This is a genomic window from Klebsiella sp. WP3-W18-ESBL-02 (assembly GCF_014168815.1).
Classification (GTDB): Bacteria; Pseudomonadota; Gammaproteobacteria; order Enterobacterales; family Enterobacteriaceae; genus Kluyvera; species Kluyvera ascorbata_B.
In genome coordinates, this window is the sequence record NZ_AP021972.1 from 1,782,763 (window position 1) to 1,800,586 (window position 17,824).

Annotated in this window: 15 protein-coding genes and 1 pseudogene; 11 read left to right on the forward strand and 5 right to left on the reverse strand. The window is 56.9% G+C overall.

Annotated elements, in window-relative coordinates; genetic code table 11:
* Positions 1–94: 94 nt before the first annotated feature.
* The 3 genes from H7R56_RS08400 to H7R56_RS08410 form a co-directional block, all read right to left on the reverse strand.
* Positions 95–790, reverse strand: coding sequence for a CidB/LrgB family autolysis modulator (locus H7R56_RS08400; protein ID WP_106924411.1), 696 nt, complete (start codon positions 788–790; stop codon positions 95–97).
* The gene (locus H7R56_RS08405) at positions 790–1,188 is read right to left on the reverse strand and encodes a CidA/LrgA family protein (RefSeq protein ID WP_106924412.1); all 399 of its coding nucleotides are present in this window, start codon (positions 1,186–1,188) and stop codon (positions 790–792) included. The genes H7R56_RS08400 and H7R56_RS08405 overlap by 1 nt, the downstream gene beginning before the upstream one ends.
* Before the next feature lie 124 nt (positions 1,189–1,312).
* Complete coding sequence (locus H7R56_RS08410; RefSeq protein ID WP_106924413.1) at positions 1,313–2,236, reverse strand: LysR substrate-binding domain-containing protein; 924 nt, start codon at positions 2,234–2,236, stop codon at positions 1,313–1,315.
* Between the two features lie 172 nt (positions 2,237–2,408).
* Between H7R56_RS08410 and H7R56_RS08415 the strand changes: the two genes are divergently transcribed.
* From H7R56_RS08415 to H7R56_RS08435, 5 genes are read left to right on the forward strand one after another with little or no spacing between them, the layout of a single operon-like run.
* Entirely contained in the window at positions 2,409–3,767 is a 1,359-nt protein-coding gene (locus tag H7R56_RS08415) for a 3-hydroxybenzoate transporter MhbT (protein ID WP_106924414.1), read from the forward strand.
* An 11-nt stretch (positions 3,768–3,778) separates the two neighbouring features.
* On the forward strand, positions 3,779–4,807 hold the full coding sequence (gtdA, locus tag H7R56_RS08420) for a gentisate 1,2-dioxygenase (RefSeq protein WP_106924415.1): 1,029 nt from the start codon (positions 3,779–3,781) through the stop codon (positions 4,805–4,807).
* A 15-nt stretch (positions 4,808–4,822) separates the two neighbouring features.
* A complete protein-coding gene (locus H7R56_RS08425) occupies positions 4,823–5,524 on the forward strand; it encodes a fumarylacetoacetate hydrolase family protein (RefSeq protein ID WP_106924416.1) in 702 nt (233 codons plus the stop codon).
* A gap of 8 nt (positions 5,525–5,532) precedes the next feature.
* Complete coding sequence (gene maiA / locus H7R56_RS08430; RefSeq protein WP_106924417.1) at positions 5,533–6,177, forward strand: maleylacetoacetate isomerase; 645 nt, start codon at positions 5,533–5,535, stop codon at positions 6,175–6,177.
* Positions 6,178–6,196: 19 nt separating this feature from the next.
* Complete coding sequence (locus H7R56_RS08435; RefSeq protein ID WP_106924418.1) at positions 6,197–7,390, forward strand: 3-hydroxybenzoate 6-monooxygenase; 1,194 nt, start codon at positions 6,197–6,199, stop codon at positions 7,388–7,390.
* Positions 7,391–7,561: 171 nt separating this feature from the next.
* Here the strand turns inward: H7R56_RS08435 and H7R56_RS08440 are convergent, their stop codons facing one another.
* On the reverse strand, positions 7,562–8,953 hold the full coding sequence (locus tag H7R56_RS08440; protein WP_106924419.1) for a M24 family metallopeptidase: 1,392 nt from the start codon (positions 8,951–8,953) through the stop codon (positions 7,562–7,564).
* A 100-nt stretch (positions 8,954–9,053) separates the two neighbouring features.
* Between H7R56_RS08440 and dusC the strand changes: the two genes are divergently transcribed.
* The 4 genes and pseudogenes from dusC to H7R56_RS08460 all read left to right on the forward strand — a co-directional run bounded on the left by dusC (position 9,054) and on the right by H7R56_RS08460 (position 14,356).
* Positions 9,054–9,992 carry a tRNA dihydrouridine(16) synthase DusC gene (gene dusC, locus H7R56_RS08445; protein ID WP_106924420.1) on the forward strand — a complete coding sequence of 313 codons (939 nt, stop codon included), beginning with the start codon at positions 9,054–9,056 and terminating at the stop codon, positions 9,990–9,992.
* A gap of 155 nt (positions 9,993–10,147) precedes the next feature.
* Entirely contained in the window at positions 10,148–10,981 is an 834-nt protein-coding gene (gene bglG, locus H7R56_RS08450) for a transcriptional antiterminator BglG (RefSeq protein WP_106924421.1), read from the forward strand.
* 26 nt (positions 10,982–11,007) lie between these two features.
* Positions 11,008–12,946: pseudogene (gene bglF / locus H7R56_RS08455) on the forward strand (PTS beta-glucoside transporter subunit IIABC).
* Positions 12,947–12,961: 15 nt separating this feature from the next.
* A complete protein-coding gene (locus tag H7R56_RS08460; protein WP_106924423.1) occupies positions 12,962–14,356 on the forward strand; it encodes a glycoside hydrolase family 1 protein in 1,395 nt (464 codons plus the stop codon).
* A 103-nt stretch (positions 14,357–14,459) separates the two neighbouring features.
* Here H7R56_RS08460 and H7R56_RS08465 read toward each other — a convergent pair whose 3' ends face one another.
* On the reverse strand, positions 14,460–15,194 hold the full coding sequence (locus H7R56_RS08465; RefSeq protein WP_106924424.1) for a class I SAM-dependent methyltransferase: 735 nt from the start codon (positions 15,192–15,194) through the stop codon (positions 14,460–14,462).
* A 131-nt stretch (positions 15,195–15,325) separates the two neighbouring features.
* On the opposite strand from H7R56_RS08465, the gene mdtQ reads away from it, so the two are divergent.
* Positions 15,326–16,765 carry a multidrug resistance outer membrane protein MdtQ gene (gene mdtQ / locus H7R56_RS08470; protein WP_106924425.1) on the forward strand — a complete coding sequence of 480 codons (1,440 nt, stop codon included), beginning with the start codon at positions 15,326–15,328 and terminating at the stop codon, positions 16,763–16,765.
* A 359-nt stretch (positions 16,766–17,124) separates the two neighbouring features.
* Positions 17,125–17,781: an oligogalacturonate-specific porin KdgM family protein gene (locus H7R56_RS08475; protein ID WP_106924426.1), complete on the forward strand. Its 657-nt coding sequence runs from the start codon at positions 17,125–17,127 to the stop codon at positions 17,779–17,781.
* Positions 17,782–17,824 lie beyond the last annotated feature (43 nt).

Sequence of the window (17,824 nt, forward strand, 5' to 3'; positions counted from 1 at the left end):
GTGTACGGGGCACGAACGCTTCAATTAGTGATCAATATCTCATTGTTAATGCAACGTATGTAATTGCATTTGAAAATGTGTGATTTGTCTCGTTTTATCCCACCACCGACAGAATGATCGGGAACAGGAACGGGGCAATCAGCGAGGTGATAATCCCGCAGATAACCAGTGCCAGCGAACTGAATGCGCCTTCCTGATAGTCCATCTCTGCACAGCGTGCGGTCCCCAGCGCGTGCGATGCGGTACCCATTGACAGTCCGCGCGAGGCTTTCGTGGTGATACGCATCAGGTTGAGCAGGGTATGGCCAAATACTGCGCCGAGGATCCCGACGTAAATCACGCACACGGCGCTGATGGCGGGAATCCCGCCGATGCTGCCGCTGACCGCCATTGCAATCGGCGTGGTGACGGATTTTGGCAGAATAGACGCCGCGATTTGCGGTGATGCGCCCATCATCAGCGCGACCGAAGTCCCGGTAATCATGGCCACCGCGCTACCGATAAAGCAGATGGTGATGATAGATTTCCAGCGGGCGCGAATCTGGTGCAGCTGTTCATAGAGCGGATAGGCGAGGGCCACCACCGCCGGTTGCAGCAGGTCGTTCAGCACTTCGCTGCCTTTAAAGTAGCGATCGTACGGAATGCCGGTCAGCATCAGGAACGGAATGATCACCACCATCGACACCAGCAGCGGGTTGAGCAGCGGCATTTTAAAGCGTGCGCCCAGCCGGCGAGCGGCAAAGAACACGACCAGGGTTAGCGGCAGGGACCACCAGATATAATGCAACATTATTTATCCGCCTCTTCTTGCCCAACGACTTTACGTTCACCGTGCACCAGATGTGAGCTCCAGCTCACCACCACCAGCACCACCAGCGTACTGATGGTGCAGGAGATTACGACCGGGCCAAACTGAGCTTTTAGCAGGGTAAAGTACTGCATGACGCCTACGCCAATCGGGACAAACAGCAGCGCCATGTAGCGAATTAACACATAGCAGCCGGGGTTAACCCATTTGGCGGGCAGAACCTGGAGCGCCAGCAGGACGAAAAGAATAAGCATGCCGATTATGCTGCCGGGAATGGTAATCGGCAGCAGCGATGAAACGAAAATTCCGGCATAAAGACAGGCGTAAATCAGCACGAATGCACGCAGGTATTGCCAGATAAGATTCAGTGATTTGAGCATGGGATTCACCTTTGGTGGAATGCATTCATCATACAATTAAACCCTAAAATGTGCTACCGATCACATCATGAAATCTGAGCATACCTGATATAGACACGCGGAACATCAGGCCCAGTGCAAGGGGCTAGCTCTCGCTTTGTACCGGGTGCGATAAATAGTGGAGAAAACGGCTCAGCGCCAGCGACGGTAGATCCTTCTTACGCCAGAATACGCCAACGCTGCCTTTCTGCTCAATGCGCGGCAGCGCCAGAATCGACAGCTGCCCCTGACTTTGGTAGCGCTCGGCGAGACGCAAAGACAGAATAGAGATCATATCGCTGCTTTGCAGCAGGTTGACGCTCACGTTCATCGATGCCGATTCAATCGTATTTTCCGGCAGCATGACGCCGTTTTCTACCAGCGCGTTGTCAATACTTTGGCGGATAGGCGTTCCGTTCGGCCAGACAATCCAGCGCCACGGCGCCAGGTCGTTCCAACCCAGACGAGGAAGGCGCGCCAGCGGATGGTCGGGACGTGAGACAAAACATACCGGCTCGGTGTACAGCACTTCGTAGTTTAACGGCAGCTCCAGCGCCCGGCCGCCGATGCGCCCGACCACCACGTCCACCACGCCCGACTGCAAATCGTGCAGCAGCGGGGTCATGACTTTCTCTTCGATATTGAGATGCAGCGTCGGCATTTCGGCCAGCAGCGGGAAAATGGCGTGGGAGACGCAGTCGGTTGCCACCGGCGAGCAGCCAATTTTCAGGCTGCCGACCAGCCCTCCTTGCTTAAATCGCTCCATCTCAAACTGTGAACGCTCGATATCGTTGATCAACCGCTGGGCGTGCTGAAGCAGCAGTTTACCGCCTTCCGATGGACGCAGCCCTTTGCTGTGCCGTTCGAACAGCGTCAGACCCAGCTCCTCTTCAAATTGGGTGAGCCATTTCGACAGCGCAGGCTGGGTGATGTGCATCATCTTCGCCACCTGGGTCAGATTTCCCTGCTCGCCGAGCGCCACCAGAATATGCAAATGATGTAGCTTCAGTTTCTGCGTCCAGTCTGCCATCAGATATAACCTCCAGGTTATGGTTAGGCATGAAATGCCATTGTACAACTCATTTCTCTTATCACAAAATAGCAACATAAAAGCAAAAAAAGAAACATCTTACCCTGTGCCGTTCGGGCCAGACGCGCGAACGGCGAATAAATGGATAACCTGCATTTTCGAGGCCTTCCCTATGACGCAACGACGTGAACTTCAGGCGCTAATCGACGCCGCCCCTATCGGCGCGATGCAGTGGCGCGTCATCATTTGCTGTTTTCTGGTGGTGATGATGGACGGTTTTGACACCGCCGCCATCGGCTTTATCGCTCCAGCAATACGCGACCACTGGCAGTTGACTGCCGCTGACCTGGCGCCGCTCTTTGGCGCAGGTCTGCTGGGCTTAACCGCTGGCGCGCTGCTGTGCGGGCCGATGTCCGACCGCTTCGGGCGCAAACGCGTTATCGAATGCTGCGTGGCGCTGTTTGGCCTCTTTAGCCTGCTGTCAGCCTTCTCGCCGAATCTGGAAGCGTTGATTGTCCTGCGCTTCTTAACCGGTCTCGGCCTTGGCGGTGCGATGCCGAATACCATCACCATGACCTCTGAATACCTGCCTACACGCCGTCGCGGCGCGTTGGTTACCCTGATGTTCTGCGGTTTTACTCTCGGCTCGGCGTTGGGCGGTATCGTCAGCGCGCAGCTGGTGGCGGTGATTGGCTGGCACGGCATTCTGGTGCTGGGCGGCGTGCTGCCGCTGGTCTTGTTCTTCGGGCTGTTGGCCGCATTGCCGGAATCGCCGCGCTGGCTGGTTCGCCGCCAGCGTCCACAGGCGCAGATTACCCGCACCGTGAGCGCAATGACCGGCGAGCGTTATGAAGAGACTGAATTCTGGCTCGACGAACCGGCAGCTACCCAGAAAGGCAGCATCAGCCAGCTGTTTGCCGGGCGTCAGCTCACCATCACGCTGATGCTGTGGGTGGTGTTCTTTATGAGTCTGCTGATCATCTATCTGCTTTCCAGCTGGATGCCGACGCTGCTGAACCATCGCGGCATCGATTTGCAGCATGCCTCCTGGGTTACCGCAGCCTTCCAGGTTGGCGGTACGCTAGGGGCGCTGATGCTGGGCGTGCTGATGGATAAATTCAATCCCTTCTGGGTGCTGGCCGTCAGCTATGCGCTGGGCGCGGTGTGTATCGTCATGATTGGCCTGAGTGAAAACGGCCTGTGGATGATGGCGCTGGCGATATTTGGCACCGGTATCGGTATCAGCGGATCGCAGGTTGGGCTTAATGCGCTGACCGCCACGCTGTACCCCACACAAAGCCGCGCCACCGGCGTGAGCTGGTCTAACGCCGTCGGCCGCTGCGGCGCCATCGTCGGCTCCGTCTCCGGCGGCATGATGATGGCGATGAACTTCTCATTCGACACCCTGTTTTTTGTTATCGCCGTACCGGCCGCCGTTAGCGCCGTCATGCTTACGCTGCTGACGCTGGTCGTACGCCGACCTTCCCGAGTACCCGAATCGCAGCCTGTGATGGGCGCGGTGAAAAGTTAAGGAGAATAATAATGACCTCGGACGTAAAACACGATCGCCAGCAGTTCTATCAGCACATTTCAGGGCAAAACCTGACGCCGCTGTGGGAGTCGCTGCATCACCTGGTGCCTAAAACGCCAAATGCTAACTGCGCGCCGGCCTACTGGAACTATCAGGAAATTCGCCCGCTGCTGCTGGAAAGCGGCAACCTGATTGGCGCAAAAGAGGCGGTACGCCGCGTGTTGGTGCTGGAAAACCCCGGCCTGCGCGGCCAGTCATCCATTACCTCGTCGCTGTACGCGGGTTTACAGCTGATCATGCCGGGTGAAGTCGCCCCGAGTCACCGCCATAACCAGTCGGCGCTGCGCTTTGTGGTTGAAGGCCACGGCGCGTTTACCGCCGTCGACGGCGAACGCACTCAGATGAGCCCGGGCGACTTTATCCTGACCCCGCAGTGGCGCTGGCACGATCACGGCAACCCGGGTTCAGAACCGGTTATCTGGCTGGATGGCCTGGATCTGCCGCTGGTGAACTACCTTGGCTGCGGCTTCGCCGAAGACTACCCGGAGGATCAGCAGCCGGTCACGCGTAAAGAAGGCGACTATCTGCCGCGCTACGCGGCCAACATGCTGCCGCTGCGCCACCAGGTTGGCAACTCATCGCCTATTTTCAACTATCGCTATGACCGCAGCCGCGATGCCCTGCATGACCTGACCCGTATGGGCGAGGCCGATGAATGGGACGGTTATAAGATGCGCTACGTCAACCCGGTCACCGGCGGCTATCCGATGCCGTCGATGGGGGCCTTCCTGCAGCTGCTGCCGAAAGGCTTCCAGTCGCGTCAGGCGCGCACCACCGACAGCACCATTTACCACGTGGTGGAGGGCAGCGGTGAGGTGACCATTGGCGAGCAGACCTTCAGCTTTAAAGCGAAAGATATTTTTGTCGTGCCGACCTGGCACAGCGTGTCGTTCAACACGCCAGAAGAGACCGTGTTATTCAGTTTCTCGGATAGACCTGTCCAGGAAGCCCTGGGACTGTTCCGCGAAGCGCGTTATTAATTCAGGAGAAGAAAGATGAGCAAATACGTATTTGAACCTCAGGCGCCGGTGGCGATTCCGGTTGTGGGCAGCGATGAGCAGTTCCCGGTACGCCGCGTTTACTGCGTTGGCCGTAACTATGCTGCGCACGCCCGTGAAATGGGCTTTGATCCGGATCGCGAGCCGCCGTTCTTCTTCTGTAAACCGGCAGATGCCGTGGTGCCGGTTGCGGCGGGTGAAACGCTGAACCTGGCCTACCCGGCGCAGACCGACAACTATCACTATGAAATTGAACTGGTCGTCGCGATTGGTAAAAAAGGCAGCGATATCCCGCTGGAGAAAGCGGAAGAGTACATCTGGGGCTACGCCACCGGTCTGGATATGACCCGCCGCGATCGCCAGATGGAAATGCGCCAGATGGGCCGCCCGTGGGAAATCGGCAAAGCCTTTGACCTCTCTGCCCCGATTGCACCGCTGCACAAAGTAGCCGATGCGCCGTCTCTGGAAAAAGCGCCAATCTGGCTGCAGGTTGATGGCGAAGACCGTCAGCGCAGCGATATTGAGCATCTGATCTGGGACGTCAAAGAAACCATCAGCTACCTGTCTGGCTTCTTCGAACTGCAGCCGGGCGATCTGATCTTCACCGGTACGCCGGAAGGCGTTGGCGCCGTGGTGAAGGGCGAAACCATCACCGGTAACGTGGAAGGTTTAACGCCAATCACGGTGAAAATTGTTTGAGGTGAGCGATGAAGCTGTACAGTTTTTTTAATAGTTCGGCCTCTTACCGCGTGCGCATTGCGCTGGCGCTGAAGGGCATTGACCATCAGACGGTGGGCGTCAACATTCGTATTGGCCAGCAGAACGCGCTGGAGTACCGACGCCTCAACCCGGTGGGGCTGGTACCGGCGCTTGTCACCGACGACGGTGAATCGCTGGGGCAATCGCTGGCGATTATTGACTGGCTGGACAGACATTTCCCGCAGACGCCGCTGCTACCGGCGAACGATCCACAGCGCATGCGCGTGTTGGAAGTGGTGTACGCCATTTGCTGCGACATCCATCCCATCAACAACATGCGCGTATTGCGCTACCTCAGCGATGAGCTGAAGGTCAGTGAAGAAGAGAAAAAACGCTGGTATGCACACTGGATCCAGCAGGGGCTAAGCGCAGTGGAACAGCTGCTGCGCCGTAGCCATTCAGGGGCGTTTTGCGTGGGCGATTCGCCGACGCTAGCCGACTGCTGCCTGGTGCCGCAGTGGGCTAACGCTGAGCGTATGGGCTGCGATCTGAGCGGGTTCCCGCGCTGTAAAGCGGTCTATGATGCCTGTACCGCGCTGCCGGCGTTTATCGCCGCGGCCCCTGAAAACCAGCAGGACAAAATCCCGGCGTAGTCTGAGAAGGAGAATTATGATGGCTAAAGTAACGCGTGCAATTATTGTCGGCGGCGGTATCGGCGGTGCGGCTACCGCGCTGTCGCTGGCGCGCCAGGGCATTCAGGTGATGCTGCTGGAGCAGGCGCATGAAATCGGCGAAATCGGTGCCGGGATCCAGTTAGGGCCAAATGCGTTTTCGGCGCTCGACAGCCTGGGAGTCGGTGAGGTCGCCCGTCAACGTGCGGTCTTTACCGATCACATCACCATGATGGATGCGGTCAACGGTGAAGAAGTGATTAGTATCGAAACGGGTCAGGCATTCCGTGACCATTTCGGCGGCCCGTATGCGGTTATTCACCGCGTGGATATTCATGCCACCGTTTGGGAAGCGGCGCTACAGCACCCTGGCGTGAAATATCGCACCTCGACCCATGTGACGGATATCCGCCAGACGGCGGACGATGTCACCGTGTTTGATGATAAAGGCAACAGCTGGACGGCTGATATTCTGATCGGCTGCGACGGCGTGAAGTCGGTGGTGCGTCAGAGTCTGCTCAGCGACACGCCGCGCGTGACCGGGCACGTGGTCTATCGCGCCGTGGTTGAGCGTGAGGATATGCCGGAAGACCTGCGCATCAACGCGCCGGTGCTGTGGGCTGGCCCGCACTGCCATCTGGTTCATTACCCGCTGCGCGGTGGTAAGCAGTACAACCTCGTGGTGACCTTCCACAGCCGTGAAACGGAAGAGTGGGGCGTACGCGACGGGAGCAAAGAAGAGGTGTTGTCGTACTTTAAAGGCATTCACCCGCGTCCTCGTCAGATGCTGGATAAATCGACCACCTGGCGCCGTTGGTCTACCGCCGATCGTGAGCCGGTAGAGAAATGGGGCAACGATCGCATCACGCTGGTGGGCGACTCCGCGCATCCGGTAGCGCAGTATATGGCGCAGGGTGCCTGTATGGCGCTGGAAGATGCGGTGACCTTAGGCAAAGCGCTGACCGAATGCGACGGCGATGCCGCCCGAGCGTTTGCGCTGTATGAGTCGGTACGTATTCCGCGTACGGCGCGCATCGTGTGGTCTACGCGTGAAATGGGGCGTCTGTACCACGCGGCAGGGGTTGAACGCCAGGTGCGTAACCTGCTGTGGAAAGGTAAAACCCAGGACGAGTTCTATCGCGGCATCGAGTGGCTGTACGGCTGGAAAGAGGATAACTGCCTGCAACCGCGTTAATTTAGCGTAGTGAAGACAGATCCTGTTGGCCTGATAAGCTGCGCACATTGCCGGATGACGGCGTAGCCTTATCCGGCCTGCATGGTCGCGTGCGGCCGGATATTCCGTAGGCCAGATAAGCGCAGCGCCATCAGGCACCACTCGCGCAGATTGCCGGATGACGGCATTGCCTTATCCGGCCTGCATCACCAGCGCTTTATCTTTGGCCAGCATAAAGGGTCGTAAATATCCCACCGCATTCGACAACGGCAGGACGTCATCGCTTAATGCAATATTCAGCGTCTCGCGAATATAGCCCCGCCGCGCCTCGATGCGTGCCCACAGTGCTGGATACTCCTGTGCTATCTGCTGGCGTAGCGTTGCGTCGGCCAGCGCCACGCTCTCTTCCGCGCTGGTTCCGGTATACCCCGGCACCGAGGGAATAATATCAATCTGCATCACCATGCCGCTTTTCAGCGTCTCGCTCGAGCCAGGGTAGATTGGCGATGACATCCACTCCTCATCCGCGCTCAGGTGCCCCGGATTCAGGTGCCAGCCGTATTGAGCTTTTGGCAGCGCGCGCTCGACTAAATCGTACAGCTCGCCGCCCGGCATCCCAACGCTGATATTTTCGAGCCACGTCGCCACGGCGCCAAAATAGGGCTTCACCACGCGCGCCAGATAATCACGCTGGTTTTCCGGCAGTTCGTTCTTATCGGCAATCACGAACCCGGTACGGCTGGAGAGCCCGCCCTTAAACCCGGTAGTCATCGACAACGGCTGTCCTCGTTCGACCTTTTTCCACGAAGGATAAAGGTTGGCTTTCTCGAAACGCTGCCCGGCTGCGGCGATGGTGACCACCGATGGCGCTTGCCCTTCGGCGGCGAGCAGGGCGCCCAGTTCGACCTCACGCACGCCCGGTTCAACGGCATCCAGCGCCGCCAGCATGCAGCGGGAGGCGAGGTTAGCGCCGTACTCATAATGGGCGATTTCGTTGGCGTTATTGACCGTTCTCGCCCCTTTATCACCGCGAATAAACAGATGCGCTGCGTTGACCAGATCCGCGTGCGTGCTTTGTTTTATCGCCTCGACGATAAACCACGGCAGATCGAAGAGCTTAGCGTTATCGCTGCCGGTGGCGGTAAACATCTTCCAGCCCGCCAGCCCCACTTTTGACATCGCGCTCAGCCCCGTTTCGCTGAACAGCTGCGCCAGCGGTTTTTCGTTGTCCATTGGTTGATTGGGCAGCGAGAACAGCGGGCAGTGCTTCAACGTGACCGGAATGCGCGAATGGGCGGCCATCTTCAGGTTTTCATTGCCGAGGATGGCGGTGGCGTGCCCGGACTTATGCAGCACCAGCAGCCCTTCCTCAAAGCGCGGAATAAACCCGGTCAGGTACTCAAAGTTACCGCCGTGTTCTTTATCAGCGTAAATCACCAGCGCATCGAAGCGTTCTTCCTGCATCCGTTCGAGCAGCTTATTTTTGCGCTCAAGCAGGGTGGCATCGGTCAGCATAACCGGCGGTACATCGCTGAATCCGCGCGGCGGCTGGATGGTCTTTAGCTGGATATCCCTGGACTTCATGATTCACCTCCTGATGTGTCAATAATTGGCGCATTCCTGGCAGTGGAAAGCTGGATGCAGAGACGTTACCATAGCGCCTCTTTTTTTTCCGGATAACAATATGCGTGTTTTACTGGCGCCGATGGAAGGCGTGCTCGACTCATTAGTGCGCGAGCTGCTGACTGAAGTGAATGATTACGATCTGTGCATCACCGAATTCCTGCGCGTGGTGGATCAGCTATTGCCGGTAAAATCGTTTTATAAGCTGTGCCCCGAGCTGCATAACGCCAGCCGTACTCCTTCCGGCACCCGCGTACGCATTCAGCTTTTAGGGCAATACCCTGCGTGGCTGGCGGAGAACGCCGCGCGCGCCGTGGAGCTGGGATCGTGGGGCGTGGATCTCAACTGTGGCTGCCCGTCGAAAACGGTTAACGGCAGCGGCGGCGGGGCGACGTTGCTCAAAGACCCGGAGCTTATCTACCAGGGGGCGAAGGCGATGCGCGCGGCGGTGCCTGCGCACCTGCCGGTGACGGTGAAAGTGCGCCTCGGCTGGGACAGCGGCGCCCGGCAGTTTGAAATTGCCGATGCGGTACAGCAGGCGGGGGCCACTGAACTGGCGGTGCACGGGCGCACCAAAGAAGACGGCTATAAGGCCGAGCGCATTAACTGGCAGGCGATCGCAGACATCCGTCAGCGTCTGTCGATTCCGGTGATTGCTAACGGCGAAATCTGGGATTATGACAGCGCGCAGGCGTGCATGGCCGTGACCGGCTGCGACGCGGTGATGATTGGCCGCGGTGCGCTAAACGTGCCGAATTTAAGCCGGGTCATCAAATATAACGCGCCGCGTCTACCGTGGCCGCAGGTGGTAGAACTGCTGCAAAAGTACACTCGCCTGGAAAAACAGGGCGACACCGGGCTGTATCACGTGGCGCGCATCAAACAGTGGTTGGGCTACCTGCGCAAAGAGTACGCCGAGGCCTCTGAGCTGTTTACCGCCGTGCGCGCGCTGCAAGAATCGCGGCTGATTGCTCGGGTTATCAACGATTGGCGCGGATAAACTATCCGATCGGCATCACAATTTTCTCTCTGCGCTATTGAGTCAATCCACTTTTAAATGAAATACTCGTAGCCGATTGTTACTGCTACGGCAGGCAAAACCTGATTATCTGACCTTTGTCAGAAGTCAGGTTTTTTTGTTTCTGGGGTTCGTAAATGCAGATCGCCAAAGTACTTAATAATAATGTGGTGGTGGTTCTGGATGAACACCGGCGTGAGCAGGTGGTGATGGGGCGAGGGCTGGCCTTTCAGAAACGCGTCGGCGATTCACTGGATGAGTCGAAAATCGAGAAAATTTTTGCCCTGCAGAGCGATGAGCTGGTGGGGCGTTTAAGTGAACTACTCAGTCAGATACCGCTTGAGGTGATGACCACCTGCGACCGGATTATCGAACGGGCGCGCGAACGGCTCGGCAAGCTGCAGGAAAGCGTGTATATCACGCTGACCGACCATTGCCACTTCGCCATTGAGCGGCAGAAAAAGGGCGTAGCCTTGCGTAACGTGCTGCTGTGGGAGATCCGACGGCTATACCCGAAAGAGTTTGCGCTCGGCCAGGAAGCGCGTGCGCTGATTGCGCAGCGCCTGGGCGTGTCGCTGGCGGAGGATGAAGCCGGTTTTATTGCCCTGCATCTGGTGACCGCGCAGCTTAATAGCGAAATGCCTGAGGTGATGCACGTCACCCGAGTGATGCAGGAGATTCTCCAGCTGGTGAAGTATCAGCTGCATCTTGAGTACAACGAAGAGTCATTAAGCTACCAGCGCTTTGTGACTCATCTTAAGTTTTTCGCCCAGCGAATGCTGACGCGCACGGTAGTAGAGGATGACGACGCGGAGCTGCATAGCGCGGTGAAAGACAATTATCCCAAGGCGTGGAAGTGCGCGGAAACGGTGGCGCTGCATTTGCAAAACGGCTATCAGCGTGCGCTGACGACGGAAGAGATTATGTTTCTCGCCATTCATATTGAACGGGTGAGAAAAGAGGGGCGTTAACCCCTTTAAAACTGGATTGTTACTGCATTACGCAGGCAAAACCTGAGCGCGACGCTACCCGGCGGCGTGCTCGGGTTTTTTTGTTTTTTATACCCGGTCAAGGAATACAGCATGAAATACAAAGCACTCGCGCAGGATATTCTCCGCCACGTCGGCGGCAAAGAGAATATTGTGAGTCTGGTTCACTGTGCCACACGGCTGCGTTTTAAATTGAAAGAGAGCGGCAGAGCCGATGCCGAGGCCCTGAAGGCGCACCCTGGGGTGATCATGGTGGTCGAGAGCGGCGGCCAGTTTCAGGTGGTGATTGGTAATCACGTTCATGATGTCTGGCAGGCGGTGCGCCATGAGGCTGGAATCACCGATGACAGCGAACCGGTTGCGGAAAAGGGGGAGAAAACGTCGCTGCTGGGCCAGCTTATCGACATCGTCTCCGGTATTTTTGCACCGTTTATCGGTGTGATGGCGGCCACCGGTCTGCTGAAAGGGCTGCTGGCGCTGGCGCTGGCGTGCGGCTGGCTAAGCCCGGAGCAGGCGACGTATAAAATCTGGTTTGCCGCCAGCGACGCGCTGTTCTTCTTCTTCCCGCTGTTTCTCGGTTATACCGCGGGGAAAAAATTTGGCGGCAACCCGTTTATTACCATGGTTATTGGCGGCGCGCTAACGCATCCGCTGATGATACAGGCCTTTGAAGCGGCCCAGGCCCCGGGGGCGACGGCGGAGTATTTCCTCGGTATACCGGTGACGTTTATCAACTACAGCTCGTCGGTGATCCCTATCATTCTTGCTGCCTGGGTCAGCTGTTGGATTGAGCGACGTAGCAACGATCTGTTGCCTTCGGCGATGAAAAATTTCTTTACCCCGGCCATTTGCCTGGCCATTGTCGTTCCGCTGACTTTCCTGATCATTGGCCCGGTGGCGACCTGGCTTAGCCATATGCTGGCGAACGGTTACCAGATTATCTATGTGGTCGCGCCGTGGCTGGCTGGGGCGGTGCTGGGAGGGTTATGGCAGGTCTGCGTGATCTTTGGTCTGCACTGGGGGCTGGTGCCGCTGATGATCAACAACATGACCGTGCTCGGCCATGACTCGATGCTGCCGATCGTTCTGCCGGCGGTGCTGGCACAGGTGGGTGCCGTGTTGGGGATCTTTCTGGCAACCCGCGACGTGCGCCAGAAAGTGCTGGCAGGGTCGGCGTTTTCTGCCGGGTTGTTTGGTATTACCGAACCGGCGATCTACGGCCTGACGCTGCCGCTGCGCCGCCCGTTTATCTTCGGCTGCGTAGCCGGTGCGCTCGGCGGGGCCATTACCGCGTTCAGTAATAGCTATGCCTTCTCGTTCGGTCTGCCCAATATCTTTTTCCCGGCGCAGATGATTCCACCGGGCGGCATTGATGCCAGCGTCTGGGGCGGGCTCATCGGCACCGCGGTAGCCTTTATTGTCGCCTGTGCGCTGACCTTTTTTGCCGGGCTGCCGCGCAGCGCCGCCGCGCCGGTCGCGGTCGCGATGGCCACGGAAAAGGATGTGCTGGCCCCTATGAGCGGCACCGTACTGGCGTTGGAGCAGGTACCCGACACCACGTTTGCCAGCGGTCTGCTGGGTAAAGGTGTGGCCATCATTCCCAGCGAGGGCAAGGTGATGGCTCCGTTTAGCGGTGAAGTGGCCTCGATTTTCCAGACCAGACACGCCATTGGGCTGCAAAGCGACAGCGGTATTGAACTGCTTATCCACGTCGGTATTGATACCGTCAAACTCGACGGCGCGCCGTTTACCGCGCACGTCCAGGAAGGGGACAAAATTCAGGCGGGCGATCTGCTTTTAACCTTCGACCGCCAGCAAATTCTCGACGCCGGTTACGATCTGGTGACGCCCATTCTTATCAGCAACAGCGACGACTATCCGGGGCTGGAAATCGTTGCCGGCAGCGCCGTTCAGGCCGGCCAGCCGCTGCTGACCCTTACGCATTAATCACAGGAGAGAGAGATGAAAACATTCCCGCAGACGTTTCTTTGGGGCGGCGCCACCGCTGCAAACCAGATTGAGGGCGCATATCTGGAGGAGGGGAAAGGACTGTCCACCTCCGATGTGCAGCCGCACGGCGTGTTTGGTGAGGTGGTTGAACGGGTGGAGGGTGACAGCGCGCTGAAAGATGTGGCTATCGATTTCTACCATCGCTACCCGGAAGATATCGCACTGTTCGCTGAAATGGGCTTTAACTGCCTGCGCGTGTCCATTGCCTGGACGCGTATCTATCCGAACGGCGACGACGCGCAGCCGAATGAGGCCGGGCTGGCCTTCTACGACAAACTGTTTGATGAAATGGCAAAATACAACATCACGCCGCTGGTGACGCTGTCGCACTATGAAATGCCGTGGGCGCTGGTAAAAAACTACGGCGGCTGGGGCAACCGTCAGGTGATTGGCTTCTTTGAGCGCTATGCACGTACCGTGTTTGAGCGCTATAAAGGCAAAGTGAAGCTGTGGCTGACCTTTAACGAAATCAACATGTCGCTGCATGCGCCAATGACCGGGGTCGGCCTGCCGACGGGCAGTAGCAAAGGGGAGGTGTACCAGGCCATCCATCATCAGCTGGTGGCTAGCGCGCTCGCGGTCAAAGCCTGCCATGAGATCGTGCTGGAAGGTAAAATCGGCAATATGTTGCTGGGCGGACTGGTGTATCCGCTGAGCTGTAAACCGGAAGACGTCTTTAAAACATTGCAGGAAAATCGTAGCTGGATGTTCTTTGGTGACGTCCAATGCCGCGGCGCTTATCCGGGCTATATGCTGCGGGAATTGCGCGATAGCGGCATTACGCTGGCGATTACCGACGCCGACCGTGAAGCGCTGCGCTCCACCGTTGATTTCATCTCTTTCAGCTACTATATGACCGGCTGCGTCACCGCTGATGAAGCGTTGAATCAGAAGGCGCGCGGCAATATCCTCAACATGGTGCCAAACCCTCATCTGGCCAGCTCGGAGTGGGGCTGGCAGATCGACCCGCTAGGCCTGCGCACGCTGCTGAACGTGCTGTGGGATCGTTATCAAAAACCGCTGTTCATCGTGGAAAATGGCCTGGGGGCGAAGGATAGCGTGGACGCCGACGGCAGTATTCATGATGACTACCGCATTAGCTACCTGAACGATCATCTGGTGCAGGCGCGCGAAGCGATTGAAGACGGCGTTGAGCTGATGGGCTTTACCAGTTGGGGGCCTATCGATCTGGTTAGCGCGTCAAAAGCGGAAATATCTAAACGCTATGGCTTTATTTACGTCGACCGCCATGATGATGGTACGGGCACGCTGGCGCGCAGTAAGAAAAAAAGCTTTGGCTGGTATAAAGAGGTGATTGCGACCAACGGCGCGAGCTTGAAAGCGTAAGCCTCGGTGAATTGCCGGATGGCGCTTGCTTATCCGGCCTAAAAGCATCCCCACCTCTGGTAGGCCGGATAAGGCGTAGCCACCATCCGGCAATCCTCCCAATTCACGCTGGCTTACGCGCGCGCAGAATAAAAATCATCGGCCGCTCTTTCTCTTCACCCAGCGCTGGGTTAACGGCAATCTGCGCTGCCGTTGGTCCCCATTCATTCAGGTATTCAATCACAAATCCGGCGGCCACCAGCGCGTTGATCCAACTGCCAAGCGTCCGGTGCTGCTTCTTCACGCCGTCGGCAAACCAATTGCTGATACGCTCGCCTTCCTGCTGATAATGGCTAACCGGCCAGCTTTTCTGCCCCTGTTCATCTTCCTGCCAACCTTGCTTGAGCGGGGCGGTATAGATAGGGTGTTCTGCGGAAAATAGCAGTGTACCACCCGGCGTCAGAGCCTGATAAACGCAGGTGAGCAGCGGGGTAATATGAGGCAAATAGTGCAGCGCCAGCGAGCTGTACACCATATCGCAGCTGTTAGCGGCAAGCGTGAGGGTCTGCAAATCTTCACAACGGTATTCAATGTCTGCGCCGTCGGTCATCTCCCGCGCCCGCTCCAGCATAAGGCTGGAGAGATCGTATCCGGTGGCCTTAGCGGCGCCCTGATCGCGCGCCCAGCGGCAAAACCAGCCGTAGCCGCAGCCGAGATCGACAACCCGTAAACCGGCGAGCGACGGCAGCATATCCTGTATCGCGGGCCATTCCGGCGCGCCGTCCAGCCCCTTGACCGAACGGTCGAGCGTGGCATAACCGGCAAAAAACTGCGGGTCGTCGTAAATATTCTGACTCATGTTCACTCCCTGAAGGCGAAATGTTTGTGGCTGTCGTTAAGTGTGTCCGTCTGTGTTCCCACACGCGTTACTAAAAGGAAGGCGATCATTTAATTTATGATAGCCGCCTCTGTGTTTAACCGACGTATCTCATGAACCTGACTCTGAAAACACGCGCGCTGTCTGGCTTGACCCTGCTCCTCGCGCTGGCGGGCTGCGCCCCTTCGCATGATATTGGCAACCCGATGACGCCGCAGATGCCGGCTTCACAGGTGACAACGACCTTACCCGCGGCGCTGAAGAACGGCTGGCCGCAGAGTCAGTGGTGGCAAGACTATCATGATGCCCAGCTCAATAACTTGATTCGTCGCGCGTTGGCGAATGCTCCGGATATGCAGATTGCTGAACAGCGCATCAAGCTTGCGGAAGCGCAGGCGCGGATGTCGAAATCGGCGCTGGGGCCGGAAGTCGATTTCGGTGCCGATCTCGAACGACAGAAAATGTCGGCGGAAGGTCTGATGGGGCCGTTTGCTACCGATACCGACGGCAATACCGGCCCGTGGTACACCAACGGCACCTTTGGCCTGACCGCCGGTTGGGATCTTGACCTGTGGGGAAAAAACCGCGCCGAAGTGCAAGCACGCATTGGGGAAGTGAAGGCGCAGGTGGCCGAGCTGGCGCAGACCCGCGAGCTGCTGGCCAGCAGCGTGGCTCGTCTGTACTGGCAGTGGCAGACCGAAGCGGCCATTCACGGCGTGCTGGAGCAGGTAAAAAGCGAACAGAATACGATTGTCAGCGTTGACACCTCGTTGTATGAGCATGGCATCACCGACTCCGCTGAAGGGGCGGAAAACGACATTAACGTGGGTAAAACCGATCAGCAGCTGGCCGACGTTGAAGGCAATATGAAAGAGATTGAGGCCCGGCTTATGGCCTTAACCAACGCCCAGAGCCAGCCGCTGAACCTGCGTCCGGCTACGCTGCCCGCCGTGGCCAGCAAAATGCCGTCCCGGCTGGGCTATGAGCTGTTAGCCCGCCGTCCGGATCTGCAGGCCGCACACTGGTATATCGAGGCTTCGCTGAGCGAAATCGACGCGGCAAAAGCGGCGTTCTATCCCGATATCAATCTGATGGCGTTCCTGCAACAGGATGCGCTGCACTTAAGCGATCTGTTCCGCCACTCGGCGAATCAGATGGGCGTGACGGCCGGGCTGACGCTACCGATTTTTGACAGCGGCCGGTTAAACGCCAATCTGGATATCGCCAGCGCGCAGAATGGTCTGTCGGTGGCGAAATACAACAAAGCGGTGGTTGATGCGGTAAACCAGGTGGCAAAAACCGCCAGCCAGGTGGAAACGCTGATGGCGAAAAGCCAGCGGCAGGCGCAGGTGGAGAAAGACGCCATGCGGGTGGTTAACCTGGCGCAGGCGCGGATGAACGCCGGGATTATTCCGGGTTCGAAGGTCAGCCTGGCGAAGCTGCCGGTGCTACAGGAGCGTATTAATGCGTTACGCCTGCACGGCCAGTGGCTTGATGCCAGCATCCAGCTAACCTCGGCGCTGGGTGGCGGTTATCACGTCAACGAAAAGTAAGGCTCCCGGCGTTCGCTTCCCCCTGCATTTCGTTTGCAGGGGGAAAATGAAAAACAAATATTCAGATTAAATAGTATTAATCGCTAATATATTTTCTCAAAATCTAATTTTTATTTTAATTAAAAATAACGATAGCGCTTGAATTAAAATATGCCTGCGATCACGTATTTATCTTTAAATGCATGACACCTGTCTACACGCCCCCTAATATCGCTCCCCAGAAAAATAATATCTTTTTGGTTTTAATGTATATTTATTGATAATTACATTTGCTTTTTAAATATTACAGCCAGTTCCTCACTGATTTTTATTAACAAAAAGCAGAGGACGATTGCGTGAAAAAATTAATAACCTTTGGAATGCTGGCGCTGGTTAGCGCATCGGCAAGTGCGGTTACCATTGACCTGCGCCATGAATATACCGACACCTCGCAGGGCCAGAAAGACAGGGTGCTGATCTCTCATCGTTTTGGTAACGGCTTTGGCTTCTCGGTGGAGGCCAAAACCAAGTCGGGCGGCGAGCATTCGGATAAAGCCTTTAATGATGTTGTTGATAATGGCGATGAATATGTCGTTAGCTATCAGTTTAACGCCATGCCGAATATTGCGATTCAACCCGGCTTTGCGTTGGAAACATCGTCATCGAAGGCGATCTATAAACCCTATATTCGAGGGCAGTATAATTTCGAAGGCGGTTTTTATATTGCGGCCCGCTATCGCTATGAATATGCCCGTGATACCTCGGCGGATAAAGACGATGAGCATATTAACCGTGGCGATCTGTGGCTAGGCTATAAAACCGGGCCGTGGGCGTTTGAGGGCAATTATCTGTATAAAAAGAGCCAGGATTATAATCGCTATGACAACGGAAAAGACGATTACGAACTGGATTTCAAAGTGGCCTACAGCATTGATAAAAACTGGAAGCCCTATGCGCAAATTGGCAACGTCTCCGTCAGCAGCACCGAGGAAGACCGCCAGACGCGTTACCGCGTAGGGGTTCAATACTCCTTCTGATGCTGATGCCCCCGGACGAGGCGCGTACCGCCCACTCCGGACA

Coding starts and splice junctions, on each gene's coding strand:
- H7R56_RS08425 (WP_106924416.1), top strand. CDS start 4,823: ATGAGCAAATACGTATTTGAACCTCAGGCGCCGGTGGCGATTCCGGTT.
- H7R56_RS08440 (WP_106924419.1), bottom strand. CDS start 8,953: ATGAAGTCCAGGGATATCCAGCTAAAGACCATCCAGCCGCCGCGCGGA.
- H7R56_RS08475 (WP_106924426.1), top strand. CDS start 17,125: ATGCTGGCGCTGGTTAGCGCATCGGCAAGTGCGGTTACCATTGACCTG.
- H7R56_RS08460 (WP_106924423.1), top strand. CDS start 12,962: ATGAAAACATTCCCGCAGACGTTTCTTTGGGGCGGCGCCACCGCTGCA.
- dusC (WP_106924420.1), top strand. CDS start 9,054: ATGCGTGTTTTACTGGCGCCGATGGAAGGCGTGCTCGACTCATTAGTG.
- H7R56_RS08415 (WP_106924414.1), top strand. CDS start 2,409: ATGACGCAACGACGTGAACTTCAGGCGCTAATCGACGCCGCCCCTATC.
- bglG (WP_106924421.1), top strand. CDS start 10,148: ATGCAGATCGCCAAAGTACTTAATAATAATGTGGTGGTGGTTCTGGAT.
- H7R56_RS08410 (WP_106924413.1), bottom strand. CDS start 2,236: ATGGCAGACTGGACGCAGAAACTGAAGCTACATCATTTGCATATTCTG.
- mdtQ (WP_106924425.1), top strand. CDS start 15,326: ATGAACCTGACTCTGAAAACACGCGCGCTGTCTGGCTTGACCCTGCTC.
- H7R56_RS08435 (WP_106924418.1), top strand. CDS start 6,197: ATGGCTAAAGTAACGCGTGCAATTATTGTCGGCGGCGGTATCGGCGGT.
- gtdA (WP_106924415.1), top strand. CDS start 3,779: ATGACCTCGGACGTAAAACACGATCGCCAGCAGTTCTATCAGCACATT.
- maiA (WP_106924417.1), top strand. CDS start 5,533: ATGAAGCTGTACAGTTTTTTTAATAGTTCGGCCTCTTACCGCGTGCGC.
- H7R56_RS08405 (WP_106924412.1), bottom strand. CDS start 1,188: ATGCTCAAATCACTGAATCTTATCTGGCAATACCTGCGTGCATTCGTG.
- H7R56_RS08400 (WP_106924411.1), bottom strand. CDS start 790: ATGTTGCATTATATCTGGTGGTCCCTGCCGCTAACCCTGGTCGTGTTC.
- H7R56_RS08465 (WP_106924424.1), bottom strand. CDS start 15,194: ATGAGTCAGAATATTTACGACGACCCGCAGTTTTTTGCCGGTTATGCC.